This window comes from Arsenicicoccus piscis (assembly GCF_022568835.1).
GTDB lineage: Bacteria > Actinomycetota > Actinomycetes > Actinomycetales > Dermatophilaceae > Arsenicicoccus > Arsenicicoccus piscis.
Window position 1 is genome coordinate 520419 of the sequence record NZ_JAKZHV010000002.1, and the last position, 19967, is coordinate 540385.

At 71.0% G+C, this 19967-nt stretch carries 17 protein-coding genes; 8 read left to right on the forward strand and 9 right to left on the reverse strand.

The window, feature by feature from the left end:
• The first annotated feature begins 22 nt into the window (after positions 1-22).
• A complete protein-coding gene (locus tag MM440_RS05355; RefSeq protein ID WP_241443169.1) occupies positions 23-853 on the forward strand; it encodes a GNAT family N-acetyltransferase in 831 nt (276 codons plus the stop codon).
• Here MM440_RS05355 and MM440_RS05360 read toward each other — a convergent pair.
• Positions 832-3687 carry an FAD-binding and (Fe-S)-binding domain-containing protein gene (locus MM440_RS05360; protein WP_241443171.1) on the reverse strand — a complete coding sequence of 952 codons (2856 nt, stop codon included), beginning with the start codon at positions 3685-3687 and terminating at the stop codon, positions 832-834. The two genes, MM440_RS05355 and MM440_RS05360, sit on opposite strands and share 22 nt — an antisense overlap.
• Positions 3688-3783: 96 nt before the next feature.
• Here MM440_RS05360 and MM440_RS05365 point away from each other — a divergent pair, with 96 nt between their 5' ends.
• The 4 genes from MM440_RS05365 (at position 3784) to MM440_RS17270 (ending at position 5573) form a co-directional block, all read left to right on the forward strand.
• Entirely contained in the window at positions 3784-4320 is a 537-nt protein-coding gene (locus MM440_RS05365) for a YbaK/EbsC family protein (protein ID WP_241443173.1), read from the forward strand.
• Positions 4321-4395: 75 nt separating this feature from the next.
• Positions 4396-4749, forward strand: coding sequence for an ArsR/SmtB family transcription factor (locus tag MM440_RS05370; RefSeq protein ID WP_241443175.1), 354 nt, complete (start codon positions 4396-4398; stop codon positions 4747-4749).
• Positions 4739-5221, forward strand: a complete 483-nt coding sequence (locus tag MM440_RS05375; RefSeq protein ID WP_241443178.1) for an SRPBCC family protein — start codon at positions 4739-4741, stop codon at positions 5219-5221. The genes MM440_RS05370 and MM440_RS05375 overlap by 11 nt, the downstream gene beginning before the upstream one ends.
• 124 nt (positions 5222-5345) lie before the next feature.
• The gene (locus MM440_RS17270; protein WP_241443180.1) at positions 5346-5573 is read left to right on the forward strand and encodes a FitA-like ribbon-helix-helix domain-containing protein; all 228 of its coding nucleotides are present in this window, start codon (positions 5346-5348) and stop codon (positions 5571-5573) included.
• A gap of 55 nt (positions 5574-5628) precedes the next feature.
• Here MM440_RS17270 and MM440_RS05385 read toward each other — a convergent pair whose 3' ends face one another.
• Positions 5629-6882: an IS256 family transposase gene (locus MM440_RS05385; RefSeq protein WP_241443182.1), complete on the reverse strand. Its 1254-nt coding sequence runs from the start codon at positions 6880-6882 to the stop codon at positions 5629-5631.
• A gap of 144 nt (positions 6883-7026) precedes the next feature.
• Between MM440_RS05385 and MM440_RS05390 the strand changes: the two genes are divergently transcribed.
• Together MM440_RS05390 and MM440_RS05395 are read left to right on the forward strand one after the other, a co-directional pair.
• A complete protein-coding gene (locus tag MM440_RS05390; RefSeq protein WP_241443184.1) occupies positions 7027-7395 on the forward strand; it encodes a type II toxin-antitoxin system VapC family toxin in 369 nt (122 codons plus the stop codon).
• A gap of 234 nt (positions 7396-7629) precedes the next feature.
• Positions 7630-8001 carry a thiol-disulfide oxidoreductase DCC family protein gene (locus MM440_RS05395; RefSeq protein WP_241443186.1) on the forward strand — a complete coding sequence of 124 codons (372 nt, stop codon included), beginning with the start codon at positions 7630-7632 and terminating at the stop codon, positions 7999-8001.
• 28 nt (positions 8002-8029) lie between these two features.
• Here the strand turns inward: MM440_RS05395 and MM440_RS05400 are convergent, their stop codons facing one another.
• The 6 genes from MM440_RS05400 to MM440_RS05425 all read right to left on the reverse strand — a co-directional run bounded on the left by MM440_RS05400 (position 8030) and on the right by MM440_RS05425 (position 15047).
• Positions 8030-8530, reverse strand: a complete 501-nt coding sequence (locus MM440_RS05400) for a hypothetical protein (protein ID WP_241443188.1) — start codon at positions 8528-8530, stop codon at positions 8030-8032.
• Positions 8531-8539: 9 nt separating this feature from the next.
• Entirely contained in the window at positions 8540-10522 is a 1983-nt protein-coding gene (locus tag MM440_RS05405; protein ID WP_241443190.1) for a TIGR03960 family B12-binding radical SAM protein, read from the reverse strand.
• A 369-nt stretch (positions 10523-10891) separates the two neighbouring features.
• Positions 10892-11392 (reverse strand): DUF4442 domain-containing protein, encoded by a 501-nt coding sequence (locus MM440_RS05410; protein ID WP_241443192.1) that lies wholly within the window; start codon positions 11390-11392, stop codon positions 10892-10894.
• A 15-nt stretch (positions 11393-11407) separates the two neighbouring features.
• Positions 11408-12382 carry a bifunctional riboflavin kinase/FAD synthetase gene (locus MM440_RS05415; RefSeq protein ID WP_241443194.1) on the reverse strand — a complete coding sequence of 325 codons (975 nt, stop codon included), beginning with the start codon at positions 12380-12382 and terminating at the stop codon, positions 11408-11410.
• A gap of 58 nt (positions 12383-12440) precedes the next feature.
• A complete protein-coding gene (locus tag MM440_RS05420) occupies positions 12441-14297 on the reverse strand; it encodes an AMP-dependent synthetase/ligase (RefSeq protein WP_241443196.1) in 1857 nt (618 codons plus the stop codon).
• Between the two features lie 63 nt (positions 14298-14360).
• Positions 14361-15047, reverse strand: coding sequence for an FMN-binding negative transcriptional regulator (locus MM440_RS05425; protein WP_241443198.1), 687 nt, complete (start codon positions 15045-15047; stop codon positions 14361-14363).
• Between the two features lie 118 nt (positions 15048-15165).
• Between MM440_RS05425 and MM440_RS17585 the strand changes: the two genes are divergently transcribed.
• Entirely contained in the window at positions 15166-16362 is a 1197-nt protein-coding gene (locus MM440_RS17585; protein WP_420914132.1) for an ATP-binding cassette domain-containing protein, read from the forward strand.
• Positions 16363-16375: 13 nt separating this feature from the next.
• Here the strand turns inward: MM440_RS17585 and MM440_RS05440 are convergent, their stop codons facing one another.
• A complete protein-coding gene (locus MM440_RS05440; RefSeq protein ID WP_241443200.1) occupies positions 16376-19900 on the reverse strand; it encodes an MMPL family transporter in 3525 nt (1174 codons plus the stop codon).
• Positions 19901-19967 lie beyond the last annotated feature (67 nt).

Genomic DNA, 19967 nt, shown 5'->3' on the forward strand with positions numbered 1-19967 from the left:
CGGCGCTGGCAGGATGAGGGTCATGGACCTCTCCCCCGGCTGGCACACCGACCTCGCCGTGCTGCGCCTCGGCGGCAGCCAGATCACCGAGCACGACGACCACCTCGTCATCCGGTCACCGCACAACCCCGGCTACCACTGGGGCAACTTCATCCTGCAGACGGATCCAGGCGAGTCCAGCGACGCCGATCGCTGGACTCGCCTGTTCCACAACACTTTCCCCGGGGTCCGACACCTCGCGATCGGCCTCGTCGGGGCCCCGGAGCCGGGGGCCTGGGCGGGACCCGGCGTCGAGGTCACCGCTGACACCGTCCTCACCACGCGCCGGCTCCCCAGGCTCGCCCCGGCTCCGCGCGGCTATGTGGTGCGGGCGCTGTCGACCGAGGCCGACTGGGCGGCCCTGCTCGCCGCAGAGCTGGCGGACAACGCGCGCACCGGGCGCGAGCCTCCCGCGGACTTCGAGGCCTTCAGCCGGGAGCAGCTGGCCACCCGGCGCCAGCTCGTGCAGGCCGGCGACGGCGCCTGGTTCGGCGCCTTCACCACGGGCGACGATGGCGGTGGCAGCGGGGGCGACAGCCACGACGACCGCCCCGATGCGCTGGCGGCCAGTCTCGGGATCGTCCTGTGCGACAAGACCGCTCGCTACCAGAGCGTCAGCACGCACCCCGACCACCGGCGCCGCGGGCTCGCCACGCACCTGCTCGGCGTGGCCGCACGGTGGGCCGCCGATCAGGGCAGCGACGAGTGGGTGATCGTCACCGAGTCCGACAACCCCGCCGGACGGGTCTACCGGTCGGTCGGGTTCGCCCCTGACCGACCGATCCACCAGGTCTACGCGCCGCGGACCCGCTGACGCGAGGCGAGCAGCTGCGCGAGGTGCACGCCACCTCGCGGGGCCAGGTCGTCGAGCTGGGTGCGGCAGGAGAAACCGTCGGCCAGCACGACGGCGTCCGGCGCTGCCGCCCGCACGGCCGGCAGCAGCTGCGTCTCGGCCACCGCGACCGAGACCTCGTAGTGACCCTTCTCGACGCCGAAGTTGCCTGCGAGACCGCAACATCCACCGATCCGGGTCACCGTCGCCCCGGCCCGCTCGAGGAGCTGCTGGTCGGCCGCCCAGGACATCACCGCGTGGTGGTGGCAGTGCGGCTGGGCGACGACCTCGACACCGGTCAGGTCCGGCGGCGTGTAGTCCGGGTCGCGGGTCAGCAGCTCGGCGAGCGTCACGGTCGCGTCGGCCACCCGCTGCGCCGCCTCGGTGCCGAGCAGCGACACCGCGTCGTGGCGCAGCACCGCGGTGCACGACGGCTCCAGGCCGACGATCGGGATCCCTTGGCGCGCAAAGACATCCAGCTCGGCGACCGACTTGGTCAGGATGCGCTTGGCGGAGTCCAGCTGACCCGTGGTGATCCAGGTCAGGCCGCAGCAGACCGAGCGCCCGGTGATGGTCGGCGCGTAGCCGGCAGCGCGCAGCACGTCCACCGTCGCCTGCCCCACCTCGGGATCGAAGGCGTCGCTGAACGAGTCGACGAAGACGACGATGGGCTTGCCGCCGCCAGCCCGGTCCAGCACGGGAGTCTCGCTGTCGGAGAACCACTCTCGGAACGTCTGGTTGGCGAATCGCGGCAGCCCACGACGGGCGTCGACCCCTGCGGCAGCGAGCGCGACGTCCTTGACACCCGGGATGGTGAGCGCCAGGTTGGCGAGCATCGGCACCCGGCTGGCGATCCGGGTCCAGCGGGGCAGCTGGCCGAGCGAGTAGTGCGAGCGCGGTCGGACCTTCTTGCGGTAGGCCTGGTGCAGCACCTCTGACTTGTAGGTCGCCATGTCGATGCCCGTCGGGCAGTCCGAGCCGCAGCCCTTGCAGGACAGGCACAGGTCGAGGGCGTCCATGACCTCCGTGGCGCGCCAGCGGTTCAGCGAGGTGCCCTCGTGCAGCATCTCCTGGAGCACCCGGGCCCGACCCCGCGTCGAGTCCTTCTCCTCGCGGGTCGCCTGGTAGGACGGACACATCACCGTCGTCGACGTGCCGGCCGCCCGGCACTTGCCGACCCCCGTGCACCGGTGCACGGCGAGACTGAAGTCGCCCTCGTCGGCCGGGTAGCTGAAGCCGAGGCCGTCGCTCACCCGCTCCCGCGTGGCCACGCGCACGCGCGCGGCGGCCGGGTCGGGGTCGACGAGCACCCCACGGTTGAGCAGGTCGTCGGGGTCGAAGACGTGCTTGACCGCGCCGAAGAGCTCCATCGTCGCGGGTGAGTAGATCCGCGGGAGCAGCTCGCTGCGGGCCCGGCCGTCGCCATGCTCGCCGGACAGCGAGCCGCCGTAGCGGGCCACGAGATCCGCTGCGGCGTGCAGGAACTCGTTGAACCGACCGGTGCCGCCCGGCTGGTCGAGGTCGAAGTCGAGGCGCATGTGGACGCAGCCCTCGCCGAAGTGGCCGTAGGGCACCCCGGTGAGCCCACGGTCTACGAGCAGGGAGTCGAGGTCGCGCAGGTAGGCACCGAGCCGGGCGGGCGGCACTGCAGCGTCCTCCCAGCCCGCGTGAGCGGGCTTGCCGGCGGGGCTCTCGGAGGCGAGACCGGCGCCGTCCTCGCGAATCTTCCACAGTGCAGCGGCTTCTCGTCGATCCGTGACGACGCGCACGGCCCGGGCGGGCACCTCGCGGATCAGCTCGTCGGCCACGGCGCGGGCCTCGTCGGCGTCCGCGCCGACGGTCTCGACCAGCAGCCAGGCGCGTCCGTCGGGGAGGGCCGGGACGGCTCCCGGGCCGCGCCGGCTCTCGAGGATCGTCGTGATCCGCTCGTCCATGCCCTCGGCCGCGGTGACCCCGGGCCGGGCGAGGTGCGGCGCCACGTCGGCCGCCGCGGCGATGTCGTCCAACCCGAAGACCGTGAGCAGGGCGTGCCCGGGGTCGGTGACCAGCCGGACGGTCGCCTCGGTGACGATGGCGAGGGTGCCCTCCGAGCCGATGAGCATGCGCCCCACGTCGAATCCCCGCTCGGGCAGGAGGTGTTCGAGGGCGTATCCCGAGACCTGGCGGGTGAAACGACCGAGCTCGGTGCGGATCGAGGCGAGCCCGCCGTCCACGACGTGCCGCAGCCGGCGCAGCTGGTCGTCGGCACCGACCACGCTCGGCGTGCCGCCGTCGATCCCGGTCTCGAGCCGCAGCTCCTGCCCGGTGCCCATGAGCGCCTTCATGGCGTGGACGTTGTCGGACGTGCGGCCGTAGGCGAGCGCCCGCGAGCCGCACGCGTTGTTGCCGATCATCCCGGCGATCGTGCACCGGGTGTGGGTCGAGGGGTCGGGGCCGAAGCGCAGCCCCTGCGTCAGCGCGGCCCGCTGCAGCGTGGCGTGCACCGTGCCCGGCTGCACCACCGCCGTGCGGGCCTCCCGGTCGATCTCGAGCACGCGGCCGAGATGCCGCGACAGGTCCAGCACCAGACCCGGGCCGACAGCGTTGCCCGCGATGGAGGTGCCTGCCCCGCGGGCGGTCAGCGGCACCCCGGTCGAGCGGCACACCTCGAGCGCGGCGGCGATCTCGTCGGGGTGCATCGGCGCGGCCACCACCAGCGGTGGGATGCGGTAGAGCGAGGCGTCGCTGCTGTACATCGCGCGGGTCAGCTCGTCGGTGCGGACGTCCGACAGACCCGCCCGAGCGAGCTCGTGGGCCAGGTCCGGGGCAGCGATCATGGCCCCTATTGTGCCCTTCACGCGGCCGGCTCCCCCGATCGGCCGCCATGCGGGCGGGGCGGCCACGTGGGGCATGGGTCGGTCTACGGTGTGGGCATGGCGAGCCCCGAAGGAAACCTCACCTGGAAGCCGCTGGCCGACCACCCGGAGCTGGTCGCGCCGCCCGTGGCCGCAGCCGCCGACCTGGTGCCCGCAGCGATGGTCGCCGAGATCGACCCGACGCTCGCGGACACGGCGACCTTCTGCGAGACCTACGACGTGGCGCTCGAGGCGTCCGCCAACTGCGTCGTCGTCGAGGGTCGCCGTGGTGACCGCGTCGTCCACGCCGCCGTCATGGTGCTGGCCGTCGATCGGGCGGACATCAACAAGACCGTCCGCAAGCACCTGGACGTCCGCAAGATCTCGTTCGCGGCCCAGCCCGAGGCGGAGGCCATGACGGGGATGACGCAGGGCGGCATCACCCCGGTCGGGTTGCCCGCAGACTGGGTGGTGCTCGTGGACGAGGCCGTCGCCGCCGCGGGACCGGTGGTGATCGGCGGTGGCGTCCGTGGCTCGAAGATCCTGCTCGACGGCGCCGACCTCGCCCAGCTGCCGGGCGCCCAGACCCTCGCGCTCGCGCTCCCCCGCGACTGACGGGGTCGATCACCTGGCAATGGTGGGTTAATCTATCACTTGCCAGTTATATAACTAGGCGGCTATGTTGGTGCCATGAGCACCGCGTGGACCGCCCTCGCCGACCCGACCCGCCGCACCATCGTCGAGCGGCTGGCCGCCCGCGACCACACGGCCGGCGAGCTCGGTGCGGGTCTGCGCATCAGCCAGCCCGCCGTGTCCAAGCACCTTCGCGTGCTGCGCGAGGCCGAGCTCGTGACGGTCGAGCCGCTGGGTCAGCGGCGGATCTACCGGTTGCGGCCGGAGGCTCTCGACGAGATCGATGACTGGGCACGCGAGGTGCGCGACTTCTGGCGGCAGCGCCTGGACGCCCTCGACACCGAGATCGCCCGCGGTCGCCGCGACACCCACCCCGCACAACCCACGGAAAGGACTGACGATGAGCCATGACATCCTCGGCACCCTGCGACGCAGCGGTGACCGCTCCAGCGTGAGCTTCGACCGGGTCTACCAGACGACCGCCGACGACCTCTGGGAGGCCGTCACCGACCCGGACCGGCTCGAGCGCTGGATGGCCAGGGTCACCGGCGACCTGCGCGAGGGCGGCACGTTCACCATCCAGTTCGACGACAACGACACCGCGCAGTGCCGGATCGAGTCCTGCTCTCCGCGTGAGCGATTCGTCTGGATCTGGCCGCACGAGAGCAGCGAGTCGCAGGTCGAGGTCGAGGTCGTCCCGGACGGCGACGCGGCCCGGCTGCGACTCGTGCACAGCCGGCTCACGCAGACCCAGGCACCGGAGTACGCCGCCGGGTGGGACGTCTACCTGCGTCGCCTCACCGACGACCTCGCCGGCACCCCGTCGGGCGACTGGTGGGAGGCGTGGGAAACGCTCGCGCAGCAGTACCGCGCACTCCCCTGACCCGCGCTGCCCCGACCCTGCCCAGGCAGCCAGACAGCCGTCACGTGCGCGGTCGCACTCTCGTGCCGATGGTCGGATATTCGCGTGCCCGTTCAAATTGCTTGCAGACTGCTAGCATTGAAGTATGACGACTCTCTACATCCGCGAGGTCCCCGAAGCGGTGGCTGACGCATTGAAGGCCCGCGCAGCCGCGCAGGGACAGTCGCTGTCCGCCTACGTGAATGCGCAGCTGGCCGTCATCGCCGCCCGTCCCACCAATGCTGAGATCGTGGCCCGACTGCGTGCCCGTGACCGATCACCAAGCGTCTCGACTGAGCGCATCCTCGACGAGGTCGAGTCGGCCCGCCGATGATGGTGCGGTCAAGTCCCTTGGAGTGGTGTAGCGGTTGGATCCTTCGTTAGGGGTCTCAGGCGCTGAGTTCGAGTGGGATGTCGGTGTCGGTGCTCACCTCGTCTCCGGTGTTCTCGACGGCCGTGAGTCGGCAACGGGCTAGGACCTCGAGCCCGAGGTAGCGGCGCCCTTCGGCCCATTCATCGGTCTGCTCAGCCAGCACCGCCCCGACCAGCCGCACGATCGCGGACCGATTAGGGAAGATCCCCACGGCGTCGGTCCGGCGACGGATCTCACGGTTGAGCCTCTCGGCAGGGTTGTTCGACCAGATCTGGGCCCAGACATCCTTCGGGAACGTGGTGAAGGCCAGGATGTCCGCCCGCGCCACGTCGAGATGCTCGCCGACCTGCGGCAGCTTCTCAGTCACGTAGTCCAAGAGCCGATCGAACTGGGCATCCACGGCCGCGGCGTCGGGCTGGTCGTACACGCTGTGCAGCATCGCCTTCACCGCCGGCCACATGGACTTCGGGGTGATGCCCATCAGGTTCGCCGCGTAGTGAGTCCGGCAGCGCTGCCACACCGCGCCGGGCAGATTCGCAGCGATCGCGTCCTTCAACCCAGCGTGGGCATCAGACGTGACCAGACGGACCCCAGCCAGCCCACGGGCGACGAGGTCAGCGAAGAACTCGTTCCACGCCGCCCCTGTCTCACTGGTGGCTACCCGCAGTCCGAGGACCTCTCGGTGACCATCACCGTTGACGCCAGTGGCCAGCAGGGCGACGGCGTTGACCACCCGTCCGTTCTCGCGGACCTTCATCGTCAGCGCGTCGGCGGCGACGAACGTGAACGGGCCGGACTCATCGAGGGGCCGGTGGCGGAAAGCCTCGACCTGCTCATCGAGATCCGCTGCCATCCGGGAGACCTGGGACTTCGACAAGGCGTTGATGCCCAGCATCTTGACGAGCTTGTCCATCCGTCTCGTGGAGACTCCGGCGAGGTAGCAGTCCGCGATGACCGTGATCAGAGCCGACTCGGCACGCTTGCGGCGCTCGAGCAGCCATTCCGGGAAGTACGTGCCTTGTCGCAGCTTCGGGATGGCCACGTCGAGCGTCCCGACCCGGGTGTCGAGCTCCCGGTGGCGGTAGCCGTTACGTCGAGCCGTCCGGTCCGGGGAGGATTTGCCCCACTCGGCACCAACGACGGCATCGGCGTCCGCGGACAGCAGGGTATTGATCATGGTCTGCAGCAGGGTACGCATCATGTCCGGGGAGGCTTCGGACAGGGCTTCACCCAGCAGGCCGGCAGGGTCGATAATGTGAGGAGCGGTCATCGTTGTGACTCCGTTCGAGGATTCTTGGAAGGTTGACTCGAAGGATCACACGGTGGCCGCGTCCACATCAGGAGCGATGTGCCCGGACCTCCGTGCGTTACACCACTCTATGGGGCATTACCGATGGTGCTGGATGCTACGGCCATGATCGAGGCTCTGGTCGGCGCCGACCCATCCGCCGAACTCCTCGATGCGCTAGAAGGCGACATCCACGCACCGCACCTGCTGGACGTAGAGGTTTCGTCCGTTCTCCGAGGGCTGGAGCTGGGGCGTGTCCTTACTCAGGCCAGGGCCGAAGAAGCACTGGAGGACTACTGGTCCTTCGGGATCGAGCGTCACGACCTGGAGCCCCTGCGCCGACGCGTCTGGACGCTTCGCCATCAGTTCACGAGCTACGACGCGTCCTATCTTGCGTTGGCCGAAGCCTTGGGAGCGCCTCTGGTCACCGCCGACAAGAAGCTCGCCACCCCGGGCCATGACGCCACTGTGATCCTCATGCCAAGAACGTCCTGAACTGCCGCAGGGTCCGTGCTTGAGTGCAGACGGGCGATCACCGGGTCATCCACCACAACAAGGTACTTGCGATCAGAGCCGGGGCAACGGCTGCCACAGCAACCGCTCACGCCGCGGACGGCGTGTCCGTGCCGCAGACCCGGTTGCGGTGGGAGGAGTCCCCGTGCCAGTGCGAGGACGTCCTTTTCACCCGTCGTCGACACGCGCACACCCACGTTCGGGGACAATGGCTCCATGGACCCCGCGCTGCCCGTCCTGCTCTACGACGACGACTGCGGGTTCTGCACGCGCACAGCGCGACTCGTCCCCCGGTTGGGCGTCCGCTGCCGGATCGCGGCGTTGGGAGCCACGGACCTGCCTGCCCTCGGGGTGGACCCGCAGCGCGCGCAGCGCGAGGTGCCGTTCGTCGATCGCCGCGGTGCGGTGAGCTACGGCCATCACGCCTGGGCGGGTGTGCTGCGCACCGGCCCGCTGCCCTGTCGGCTCGCCGGCCGCCTGCTCGAGGCGCCCGGGGTGTCGTGGGTCGCCGCACGGGTCTACGCGTGGATCGCCGGGCACCGTCAGCTGATGCCCGGCGGCACCGCCGCCTGCCGGCTTCCTCGCTGAGCCGTCCGGACCGATCTCGCCGGTGACGTCAGTCCGCGAGGATCCTCGCCAACACCACGCGGTAGCCCAGCCCCACCAGCGGCGCGCTCCACCGCACCAGCGGACGCGGCACCCCACGCACGTCGTAGACCTGTCGCCAGGTCACCTCGCTCCCAGCGCCGTCCGCAGCCACCACAGCCTGGACGTCGCCACGGATCACCTTGCCGATCTTGCGGATTCGCCAGACACCGGGGGCAGCTGGCTGGTGCTGGGTGCCGTCGTCAGGAGCCGTGGCCTCCTCCACGACCATCACGTCGTCGAGCACGACCGGGCCGACCCGCGTGCGCGCGGTGAACGTCGAGCCCCTGACCAGCGCAGCAGAGCTCGGCATAGCGGCAGCACCGTCCCGCTCCTCCCGGACGAGCAGGCGCGTCAACGGCACGGCGCGGGTGTGCCGGTCGAGGTCGACCAGCCGGCGCCAGGCCTCGCGGGGCGGTTGGGCGCTGGCGACACGCACCGCGAACGACCCGGCACGTCGAGCGGTCGTCATGGGCCGGACTCAGAGGGCCGGGCCGTTGACCACGGTCAGGGGCAGCAGCTTCTTGCCCGTGGGGCCGGTCTCGATCGTCGTGCCCATCGAGGGGCACACGCCGCACTCGAAGCACGGCGTCCACCGGCAATCGTCCACCTCGCGCTCGGACAGCGCGTCCTGCCAGTCGTCCCAGAGCCAGGTCTTGTCCAGGCCCGAGTCGACGTGGTCCCAGGGCAGCACCTCGTCCTCGTCGCGCTCGCGCGTCGTGAACCAGTCTACGTCGAGCCCATTCTTGGCGAACTCGGTTGCGGCACAACGCATCCAGCGCTCGTAGGAGAAGTGCTCGGACCACCCGTCGAAGCGTCCGCCGTCGCGCCACACGGCTTCGACGACCGCACCGACGCGACGGTCGCCGCGCGACAGCAGCCCCTCGACGATGCCGGGCTCGCCGTCGTGGTAGCGGAAGCCGATGGACGAGCCGTAGCGCTTGTCGGACCGGATCGCCTCGCGCAGCTTGGCGAGTCGCGCGTCGGTGTCCGCGGCTGACAGCTGCGCGGCCCACTGGAACGGCGTGTGCGGCTTAGGCACGAAGCCACCGATCGACACGGTGCAGCGGATGTCACGACGCCCGCTCACCTCGCGGCCGGTCTCGATCACCCGCTTGGCCAGCTCGGCGATCTGCAGGACGTCCTCGTCGGTCTCGGTGGGCAGCCCGCACATGAAGTAGAGCTTGACCTGCCGCCACCCGGCGCCGTAGGCCGCGGCGACGGTCTTGATGAGGTCCTCCTCGGTCACCATCTTGTTGATGACCTTGCGGATCCGCTCGGAGCCGCCCTCGGGCGCGAACGTCAGGCCCGAGCGCCGCCCGTTGCGGGTCAGCTCGTTGGCCAGGTCGATGTTGAAGGCGTCCACGCGGGTCGACGGCAGCGACAAGCCCGTCTGCGTGCCTTCGTAGCGATCGGCGAGACCCTTGGTGATGTCGGCGATCTCGGTGTGGTCGGCCGACGACAGCGACAGCAGGCCGACCTCCTCGAATCCCGTTGCAGCAAGGCCCTGCTCGACCATCGCGCCGATGCCGGAGATCGATCGCTCGCGAACCGGCCGGGTGATCATCCCGGCCTGGCAGAAGCGGCAGCCCCGGGTGCAGCCACGGAAGATCTCTACGGACATGCGCTCGTGCACCGACTCGGCGAGCGGCACGAGCGGCTGCTTCGGGTAGGGCCACGCGTCGAGATCCATGACCGTGTGCTTCTCGACGCGGTCCGGCACGCCCGGCTCGGTGGCGACGACCTGGTCGATCTGACCGTCCGCGCGATAGCTCACGTCGTAGAACGCCGGCACGTAGACCCCACCGGTGCGGGCCAGCCGCAGCAGGATCTCGCGCCGGCCACCGGGACGCCCCTCGGCCTTCCACGCCTTGACCAGGTCGGTCGCGGCGAGCACAGCCTGCTCGCCGTCGCCGATGATGGCGGCGTCGATGAAGGCCGACATCGGCTCGGGGTTGAACGACGCGTGCCCGCCCATGACCACGATCGGGTCGTCGAGGCCACGGTCGGCCGCGTGCAGCGGGATGCCGGCGAGGTCGAGCGCGTTGAGGACGTTCGTGTAGCCGAGCTCGGTCGACAAGGACACGCCCAGCAGGTCGAAGTCGCGCACGTCACGGTGGCTGTCGACGGTGAACTGCGGCACCTGGTGCTCGCGCATCAGTGCCTCGAGGTCCGGCCACACGGCGTAGGTGCGCTCGGCGAGGGCGTCGGAGCGCTCGTTGAGGACTTCGTAGAGGATCATGACGCCCTGGTTGGGCACGCCCACCTCGTAGGCGTCGGGGTACATCAGGGCCCAGCGCACGGTGAGCTCCTCGCCGCCTGGACCGTGCCCGCCGGTGTCCCAGTCCTTGAGGGTGGAGTTGAGCTCTCCGCCGACGTACTGGATCGGCTTGTTGACGCGCTCCAGCAGCGGCTCGAGGCGGGAGAAGACGCTGGCGCCCCTGGTCGCGGTGGTGGTGGTCATGCCTACCAGGTTAAGCGACGGTCACCGCCACCCTCGACCATCCGTACCTCGCCCCAGCAGCCCGCCACGTGCCGGCCAGCTGCCTGGAGCCAGCCCGGAGCCAGCCCGGCGCGGGCCCGGAGCAGCCCGCTGCTGAGAGTTCGCTGAGCCGGGGCAGGGACGACTCTGGTCGGGGCTTCCCAGGGAACCTGTGCGCTTGCTATCCTTTTAACGAAGGCTTTGAAGGTTCAAATCCTCAGGCTTCCCCACGATCCCCTGCGCTCGGGCGACGACCCCCTGCCTCGTCCGGGCGTAGGCCACACGTCGGCCGTGGCCACCCCCTCGGGTGGCCACGGCCTGCTTGTTGTCCGGCTCGGCGCTGCCCCTCGCTCAGCCCACCGACCGGGGACGGCGCACGTAGACCTGCTTGCGCACCCGGGCTACGAGGGTGCCGTCGACGTCACGCACCTCGTTCTCGAACCAGCGCAGCGCCTTGCCCTCGATCTCGACCTCGGCGCGGAGCTCATCGAGGGCCTCGTCGGTCAGCACGAACTCGGTCGACACGGACTTGCGCCCCGGGCTGACGAACTCGATCTCACCGGCCTTGTCCCACACGACGTAGTCGTCGCCGAGGTTGCGCAGCACCATGATCATCCAGAAGGGGTCGCACATCGAGAACAGCGAGCCGCCGTAGAGCGTCCCGACGTAGTTGGAGGAGACGGTGCGCTTGTGCAGCGTCACCCGCACCCGCCGGAAGTCGGCGCTCATCTCGTCGATGTGGATGTGGGCGAAGAGGAACGGCGGCCAGAGGTTCATGAAGCGCCGCATGGCCTCGGCCGAGCCGAGGAACTTGGTGAGGTCCGCGTAGTGGCGCGGCAGGGTGACGGGCATGACCGCCAGCCTACGTTACTGGCCGGTAACGTGCTCGGGGACGATGGTGGTGAGCACGCTGCGGGTGCGCTCCACGTCGTCCGCCATCACCTCGAGCAGGGCCTCGATCGAGTCGAACTTCAGGGTGGGGCGCAGGTGCTCGACGAACTCGATGGCGACGTGCTCGCCGTAGAGGTCGAGGTCGGTGCGGTCCAGCACGTAGGCCTCGACGGTGCGCCGGGTGCCCTCGAAGGTGGGATTGGTCCCCACCGAGATCGCCGCGGGCAGCACCCGGTCCGGCGCCCCCTCGGGCAGGTCGAGCCGCAGGAACCACCCGGCGTAGACCCCGTCGTCCGGGACCAGTCCGTCGCTGTCGTGCCCGAGGTTGGCCGTCGGGTAGCCCAGCTCGCGGCCGCGGTGGAAGCCGTGCACGACGGTGCCGCTCACCCGGTGCGGGCGGCCGAGGATGGACGCCGCCTGGTCCACCCGGCCGGCGAGCAGCTGCTCGCGCACCATGGTCGAGGACCAGCGCCGCCCCTCCCCCAGGTCGTCGAGGGCGATGACCTCGAAGCCGTGCTCGGCACCGAGCTCGGCGAGGGTGTGCACGTCGCCGGAATTCTTGACGCCGAAGCGGGTGTCCTGGCCCACGACGACGAGCTCGGCACGCAGCGCCCCGACGAACACCAGCTCGACGTACTCGCGCGGCGTCAGCTTGGCGAGGTCGGTCGTGAACGGCTGCACCAGCACGGCGTCCAGCCCCACCGCCTCGATCAGCGCGAGCCGCTGGTCGAGGGAGGTGAGGTGCTGCGGCGCCCGGTCGGGGAAGAGCACCTCGAGGGGGTGCGGGTCGAAGGTGACCGCGACGGACGGCACACCGCGTCGACTGGCCTGCTCGAGCACCGACTGCAGCACGTAGCGGTGGCCGCGGTGCACCCCGTCGAAGTTGCCGAGGGTGACGACACATGGCCCGAAGTCGGGCGGGATCTGACCAAGGTCGTTCCATCGCTGCACGGGAACACTGTAGTGGCCAGCGCCCGACCGGAGGTCATCTCCCACGGACGCGGCCGGTCTACCCCGTCGACGGCTCGTAGAGCGCGTCGATCCGGTCCTGGAAGCGCGCGGTGACCAGACGTCGCTTGAGCTTGAGCGACGGCGTGAGCTCGCCGTCCTCGATCGACAGGTCGCGGTCGAGGATAGTGAACCGCTTGATGGTCTCCCAGCGGTTCAGCCCGGCGTTGAGCTCGTCCACGTAGCCCTGCACCATCTCGCGGACCAGCGGCGAGGACACCACCGTGGCGTAGTCCTGCCCCTCCAGGCCGTGCTCCGCAGCCCAGCCGAGGATGGCCTGCTCGTCCAGCGTGACCAGGGCGGTGATGTAGTTGCGCCCATTGCCGGCGACGACGAACTGCGAGGCGTAGGGGCAGACGCCCTTGAACGCCGCCTCGATCGACGCGGGGGCGACGTACTTGCCGCCGGAGGTCTTGAAGACGTCCTTCTTGCGGTCAGTGATGCGCACGAAGCCGCGCGAGTCGATGGTGCCGATGTCTCCGGTGTGGAACCAGCCGTCGGTCATCACCTGCTCGGTGAGCTCGGGGTCGCCGTGGTAGCCGCGCATCACGCCCGGCCCCTTCATCAAGATCTCGCCGTCCTCGGCGACGCGGAACTGGGTGCCGGGCACCGGCCAGCCGACGGTGCCGAAGGAGTACGACCCCTCGATCGTGCGGTTGACCGCCGACGCCGACGAGGTCTCGGTGAGGCCGTAGCCCTCGATGATCAAGAGCCCGACGGAGGCGAACCAGCGGGCCACCTCCGGGTCGAGCGGCGCGGAGCCGGACACCATGAAGCGCACCCGCCCACCGAACCGCTCACGGACCTTGGACAGCACCAGCCGGTCGGCGATCGCGAGCTCGCGCTGCAGCGAGGCCGGCAGCTCGCGCCCCTGCTCGCGGTGCCAGGCGGCCTGGCGACCGACCGACAGCGCCCAGCGCACCAGGCGCTGACGGATGGGCGGGCCCTCGGAGAGCATGAGCGAGATGCGGCCGTAGGCCTTCTCGAAGATGCGTGGGGCGGCGCCCATGAAGGTGGGGCGGAAGACCGCCATGTTGTCGACGATCTTGTCGACCCGGCCGTCGACCGCGGTGACGAAGCCGACCTGCAGCGCGAGCGCCATGAGCAGCTTGCCCATGACGTGCGAGAGCGGCAGCCAGAGGAACTGCACGTCCTGGTCGTCGAGGAGGCCGAACGAGTCGACGGCCGCACCCTCGTAGACGATGCAGTCGTGCACGAGCCGAGCCCCCTTGGGCCGCCCGGTCGTGCCGGAGGTGTAGATCAAGGTGGCGAGGCACTCGGGGTGCAGCTCGTCGATGCGGTGGTCGACCAGGTCGGGGTCGGCCTCCAGCCGGCGCCGGCCACGCTCCTCGAGGTCGGCGAGGGTGATGACCCAGCCGTCGTCGGAGGCCTCGCCGTCCAGCACGACGACCGTGCGCAGGTCGGGCAGCTTGTCGCGGTGCCGGCGCACCTTCTCGACCTGCTCCGCGTCGTCGGCGAACAGCACCACGGACGCGGAGTCCGCGAGGATGTAGCTCACGTCGTCGGCGATGGAGGTCGGGTAGACCGTGGTGGTCGCGCCACCGGAGCACATGATCGCGAGGTCGGCCCAGACCCAGGAGATGGAGGTGGCGGCCGCGACGGCCACCCGGTCCTCGACCTGCACGCCGAGGTCGATCAACCCCGCCGCGAGCCGGTAGACCAGGGACTTCGTCTGCGCCCAGGTGCGGGTCACGACCTGGTCGCCCTCGAAGAAGGTGAAGGCGTCCCCGCTCGGGGTGGCGGCGCACCGATCGCGGAAGAGATGCCCCACGGAGGCCACTCGGTTGTCGATGATGGACTGGTCGAACTGCTCGTCGGCAGCGGCATTGAGCGGCACGCTCGGCTCCTCAGCGTCGATAGAGTCGGGCCTGCATCATACTCGTGACCAGCGCATTTGTCATTACCTACCGGTAACTTTCTGCCGCGCCGCCACCACCCGCAGCGTCTCGTCGCGACGCACCGCCACGGGCAGCGACACCCGCTGCAGGTAGTCCGCGCCCACCTGGTCACCGAGCTCGTCCAGGGCGGCGATGACGCCGCGGATGTCGGCCGGCGACCGGTTCTGGCTCATCTTCGCCTTGGCCTCCCAGCGGGAGACCACCAGCTCGACACCGACGAGGCCCCGCAGCATGGTGTCGAGGTGGTCGCGCGGCGCGTCCTCGAGACGCCAGGGGGCGTCCAGGCCGCTCTCGTGCCGGTCGGTGAGGACGCGCAAAGTCTGCTCGATCCACGCGGGGTCCTCGTGCGCCACCAGATGGCCGTAGAGGTGGACCGTGACGTGGTCCCAGGTCGGCACGACCCGACCGGGCTCGCTCCGGGAGGCGTACCAGCTCGGGCTCACGTAGTGCGCGGGACCGTGCACGATGACCATCGCCTCGGCGGTCCGGGGCTCCCACCACTGGTCGTTGGCGCGCGAGACGTATCCGCGCAGCGCCCCCCGCTCACCGACCGACGGGTCGTGGTGGAAGGGCAGGTAGCTGGCGACGAGACCACGGTCGTGCGACGTCACGAGGTCCGCAGAACCCATGTGCCGCAACAGATCTCGGACCTCTTCGTCGTCCATGGAGAAGTTCGGCGGGATGTGCATGTCGTTCAGTCAATCACCGTGCCGCAGCGGCCCTGTCGGCGGGGTCCACCGAACGGTGGACCCCGGATCAGCCGACCGAGGGTCGCGCGACACAGACCTGCCACGCCACGCTGAGGTCATGAACGCGACAGCCGCCCCGGCGATCAGCGTCAAGGGGCTCACCAAGATCTACGGCGACCACCGGGCCGTCGACGACCTCGACCTCGAGATCCGGACCGGGGAGGTCTTCGCGATGCTCGGGCCGAACGGTGCCGGCAAGACGACCACGGTAGAGATCCTCGAGGGCTTCCGGCACCGCGACGGCGGGGAGGTCCGCGTCCTCGACACGGATCCCCAACGCGCAAATCTGCAGTGGCGCAACAGGATCGGGGTCGTGCTGCAGACGTCCAGCGGGCTCGACCTCATCACCCCGCGCGAGGCCCTGCGGCACACGGCCCGCGCCTACGCCTCCCCGCGCGACGTCGACGAGGTGGTCGACGCGGTGGGTCTCGCCGAGAAGGCGGACGACCGGGTCGCGGCCCTCTCCGGTGGCCAACGGCGGCGGCTGGACGTCGGGCTCGGCATCTTCGGTCGCCCGGAGGTGCTCTTCCTGGACGAGCCGACGACCGGCTTCGACCCGCAGGCGCGCCGCGACTTCTGGGGGCTGATCGAGCGGCTCGCCGCCGAGGGCACGACGATCGTGCTGACGACGCACTACCTCGACGAGGCCGAGCAGCTGGCGGACCGGGTGGCCGTCATCGCCGCCGGTCGCCTCCTCGCCCTCGACACCCCCGCCGGGCTCGGCGGGCGCGACCGCACCGAGGCCATCGTCTCGTCGGACGACGGCGGCACCCGCCGCACCCTGCAGACCGCCGCACCCATGGATGGCATCGAGGCCACCGAGCGGCTGCTCGGCACGCCGGCGACGGCCCACGTGCAGGTGCTGGTCCTCACCACCTACGACACGGACACCGACATCGTGCGGGCGGTAGAGGCGGGCGCCCGGGGCTACCTGCTCAAGGACGCCCCGCCGCAGCTCCTCGTGGCCGCGATCCGCAGCGCGGCGGCGGGCGAGACCGTCCTCGCCCCGACCGTCGCCGCCAGCCTCGCCGACCACCTGCGGACGCCGGCACCGGTGGCGCTGACCGACCGCGAGCTGCAGGTGCTGCGGCTCGTCGCCACCGGCCGCTCGAACGCCGAGATCGGCCGCGAGCTGCTCATCGGCGAGGCGACCGTCAAGACGTATCTGCTGCGGGCCTACGCCAAGCTCGGCGTCAACGACCGCACCGCTGCCGTCATGACGGCCCACCGGAGGGGCCTGATCGACCCGCGCTGAGCAGCAGGCCGGGTCAGCGCGGGTGCTCGACCCGGTCGACCAGCTTGAGCCCCTCGACGTCGACGTCCGGCAGGATCCGGTCGAGCCAGCGCGGGATCCACCACGCCTTCTCGCCGAGCAGGTGCATCAGCGCCGGCGTGAGCGTCATCCGCACGAGGAACGCGTCGGTGAGCACGCCCAGGGCCAGGCCGAAACCGATCGGTCGGATCATCGTCAGCTCGGCGTGGATGAACCCGCTGAACACCGAGATCATGATGATCGCCGCCGCGGTGACCACCGCTGCCGCGTGGCTGAACCCGAGCCGGACCGCCCGCCGGGCGTCCTCGCCGTGGACGTGCGCCTCGCGCATCCCCGACACGAGGAACATCTGGTAGTCCATCGCGAGCCCGAACAGCACGCCGATCAGCAGGATCGGCAAGAAGCTGAGGATCGGGCCGGGGTGCGCCACGCCGAACAGGCCGCCGAGGAAGCCGTGCTGGTAGACCGCGACCACACCGCCGAACGCCACGACCAGCGAGATGAGGAAGCCGGCCGTCGCCACCAGCGGCACGACCACCGACCGGAAGACGAGCAGCAGCAGCACGAGGGACAGCCCGACGACGATCGCGAGGTACGGCGGCAGCGCGTCCGCGAGCTTGGCCGAGATGTCGATGTTGGCCACCGTCTGACCGGTGATCTCGACCTCTGCGCCGGTGCTCTTGGCGATCGCCGGGGCGTCGGCGCGGATCTGCTCGACCGTGCGGGTGGTGGTCTCGTCGGCGGGTCCCGTCGTGGGGATCGCCTGGAGCACCGCCGTGGTCCGGTCCGGCGAGATGCCGGCCGGGACCACCCGGTCTACCCCCTCGACCGTGGCGAGCCGCTCGGCCACCTCGACCTGCTTGAGGGTGGCCTGCTGGGCGGTCAGCCCGGCGGGCAGGTCCGCGACCGCGATGATCGGGCCGTTGGCGCCCGCGCCGAACTTGTCGCCGATCGTCGTGTAGGCCTGGTAGGCCGATGAGCTCGGGCTCTCCGACCCGCCGTCGGGCAGGCCCAGCCGCAGCCCGGCCGCGGGGAAGCCGAGCAGCCCCACCAGGACGAGACCGCCCAGGATCACCGGCCACGGGCGACGGGTCACCCAGGCGCCCCAGCCGCGGTCGCCCTCGGCGCCGATGTGCCGGCCACCGGTCGTCACCGCGCCGGTGGCGGCGTGCTCGGCGAGCGCCGCGCGCTCCTTCTTGCGCAGCACCCGCAGCCCGACGAGCGAGAGCAAGGCCGGCAGCAGGGTCAGGTTGATGAGCACGGCGGCGAGCACCGTCCCGGCCGCCACCAGACCCATCGCGGCGAGGAAGCCGATGCCGGTGACGGTGAGAGCGGCGAGCGCTATGAAGACCGTGAGACCGGCGAAGGTCACCGCGTTGCCCGCCGTGCCGATCGCGAGCGCCAGCGAGTCCACGACGCCCATGCCGCGGCGCAGCTGGGTGCGATGACGGTTCACGATGAACAGCGCGTAGTCGATGCCGACCGCCAGGCCGATCATCAGCGCCAGCACCGGGGTGACCGTGTTGAGTGTGAGGACGTGGGTGAGCGCCATGGTGACGCCGAGGCCGAGACCGACACCGCCGAGGGCCATCAGCAGGGGCAGCCCGGCGGCGACCAGGGTGCCGAGGGTGATGATCAGCACGATGGCGGCGACGATCAGACCCACGATCTCGCCGGGGCCCGCGACGCTGGAGACGTCCTCGGTCAGCTCCTTGCCGTAGAGCGCGGTGATGCCCGCGTCCTTCAGCTCGCTCGTGAGGGTGGTCACCTCCTTGCGGTCCTCCGGCGCGACCGAGTTCATCGGCTTGTCGAAGGTGACGCCCACGAGGGCGGTGGTGCCGTCGGTGCTGACGAACCGCAGGCCGTCGGTCAGCGCCGCCTGCCGCTTGCCGAGGGCGAGGTCGGCGCGCGCCTTGTCGAGCTGCGCCCGCCCGTCGGTGATCTGCTGCTGGCGCTTGGTGACCTCGTCCCGGGCCGCCAGCAGCTGCTTCTCACCCTCGGTGAGCTTGAGCTGGCCGGCCTGCGCCTTGGCTCGGGCGTCGTCGAGCTTGGCCTCGTTGGTGTCGATCGTGGCCTGGGCGCTCGCCATCGCGCGCTCCCCCGCCGCGAGCTTGGCGGCGGCTGCGTCCACCCGCCGCTGGCCGTTGTCGACCTTCGCAGCCGCAGCCGCGAGCTGGGCCTTGCCGCCCTGCAGCTGCTGCGCCTTCGCGTCCAGGGTGCGCTGACCGGCGGCGAGCTCGGCCTTCTTGGCGTCCAGCTTCTGCTGACCCGCGGCGAGCTCAGCGGCCTTCGTGTCGATCGTGGCCTTGCCCGCGGCAGCCTTGCCCTTGCCCTGGTCCAGCTGGCGCTGCGCCGTCTGGATCGCCGGGGTCTGCTGGTCCACGGTGGCGCGCAGCGTCGGGATCTCGGTGCGGAGCCGGGCGATCTCCGAGCGCAGGGCCGCGATCTTTGCCTGGACGGCGGGGTCCGGGTCCGCGGCGGTGGTGGGCTGCGTTGCCGGGGTCGCGGTGTCGGTCGCCGACGGCGTGGCCGACCCGGTCGGGGCGGGTGCCGTGGGCGTCGGGGCCGAGGTGGGGCTCGAGGTGGCTCGCGCCTGCTGGGCGGCGAGCTCGCGCTCGGCCTCCGGAAGCCGGGCCTGGTCGGCGGCCAGCTGCTGCTCGGCCCCGGCGAGCTGCGTCTTCGCGGCGTCGAGCTGGTGCTGCTGAGCGGCCAGCTGCTGGTCGCCGTCGCGGGCCTTCGCGCGGGCGTCGGCGAGCTGGGCCTTGCCCGAGTCGAGCTCCTGCTGCGCCGCGGCGAGCTGGGCCTTCCCGGAGTCGAGCGTGGCCTGACCGGCGGCCAGCTGGCGCTCGCCGCTGGCGATCTGCGCCTGCCCGGAGGCGAGCTTGGCCTTGCCGGCCGCGAGCTCGGAGCGCCCGGCGGCCAGCTGGCGGCGACCGGAGGCGAGCTCGGACTGCCCCTGGGCGACCCGCTGCTTGCCCGCCGCGAGCTGGCTCTCGCCCGCGCTGATCTGCCGGAAGGCGGTCGCGATCTGTCCCTTGCCCTGGGCGAGCTTGGCGGCGTTGGCGTCGAGCTGCACCGTGCCGGCGTCGAGCTGCTTCTGCCCGTCCGCCAGCTTCTGGGCGTTCGTGGCGATCTGCTGCTCGCCGTCGGCGATCTTGCGCTGGGCGTCGTCCAGCTGCTGCTGCAGCACGAACGGGTCGCGCACGCTGGCGACGGCCGGCTGCGCCTCCCACTGAGTCACGGCCTTGGCGACCGCGGCCTTCTGCGCGGCGGTGAAGGTGCCGTCGTCGCTGCGCAGCACCACCGTGCCGTTGCCGCCCGCGGCGGCGGGCAGCTCGCGCTGCAGCTTCTGCAAGGTCACCTGGAAGGGCGCGCCCTCGACCGTCATCTCGCTGGTGAGCGGCTTGTGCAGGCCGACCGCGGCGCCGGTGACGACACCGAGCAGCACGATCCAGGCGATGACGACCGTCCAGGGCCGTCGGGCCGAGAACCGGCCGAGGTGGTAGAGCAAGGTGGCCACGAGGGACTCCCATCAAGAACGGTGCGCCGGGCGGGCTCGGGGGCGACGCCGGGCGGGGTGAAGACTG

Excerpts from the sequence above, each read along its gene's own strand:
- MM440_RS05355 (WP_241443169.1), top strand. The coding sequence starts at position 23 with ATGGACCTCTCCCCCGGCTGGCACACCGACCTCGCCGTGCTGCGCCTC.
- MM440_RS05360 (WP_241443171.1), bottom strand. The coding sequence starts at position 3,687 with ATGATCGCTGCCCCGGACCTGGCCCACGAGCTCGCTCGGGCGGGTCTG.
- MM440_RS05365 (WP_241443173.1), top strand. The coding sequence starts at position 3,784 with ATGGCGAGCCCCGAAGGAAACCTCACCTGGAAGCCGCTGGCCGACCAC.
- MM440_RS05370 (WP_241443175.1), top strand. The coding sequence starts at position 4,396 with ATGAGCACCGCGTGGACCGCCCTCGCCGACCCGACCCGCCGCACCATC.
- MM440_RS05375 (WP_241443178.1), top strand. The coding sequence starts at position 4,739 with ATGAGCCATGACATCCTCGGCACCCTGCGACGCAGCGGTGACCGCTCC.
- MM440_RS17270 (WP_241443180.1), top strand. The coding sequence starts at position 5,346 with ATGACGACTCTCTACATCCGCGAGGTCCCCGAAGCGGTGGCTGACGCA.
- MM440_RS05385 (WP_241443182.1), bottom strand. The coding sequence starts at position 6,882 with ATGACCGCTCCTCACATTATCGACCCTGCCGGCCTGCTGGGTGAAGCC.
- MM440_RS05390 (WP_241443184.1), top strand. The coding sequence starts at position 7,027 with ATGATCGAGGCTCTGGTCGGCGCCGACCCATCCGCCGAACTCCTCGAT.
- MM440_RS05395 (WP_241443186.1), top strand. The coding sequence starts at position 7,630 with ATGGACCCCGCGCTGCCCGTCCTGCTCTACGACGACGACTGCGGGTTC.
- MM440_RS05400 (WP_241443188.1), bottom strand. The coding sequence starts at position 8,530 with ATGACGACCGCTCGACGTGCCGGGTCGTTCGCGGTGCGTGTCGCCAGC.
- MM440_RS05405 (WP_241443190.1), bottom strand. The coding sequence starts at position 10,522 with ATGACCACCACCACCGCGACCAGGGGCGCCAGCGTCTTCTCCCGCCTC.
- MM440_RS05410 (WP_241443192.1), bottom strand. The coding sequence starts at position 11,392 with ATGCCCGTCACCCTGCCGCGCCACTACGCGGACCTCACCAAGTTCCTC.
- MM440_RS05425 (WP_241443198.1), bottom strand. The coding sequence starts at position 15,047 with ATGCACATCCCGCCGAACTTCTCCATGGACGACGAAGAGGTCCGAGAT.
- MM440_RS17585 (WP_420914132.1), top strand. The coding sequence starts at position 15,166 with ATGAACGCGACAGCCGCCCCGGCGATCAGCGTCAAGGGGCTCACCAAG.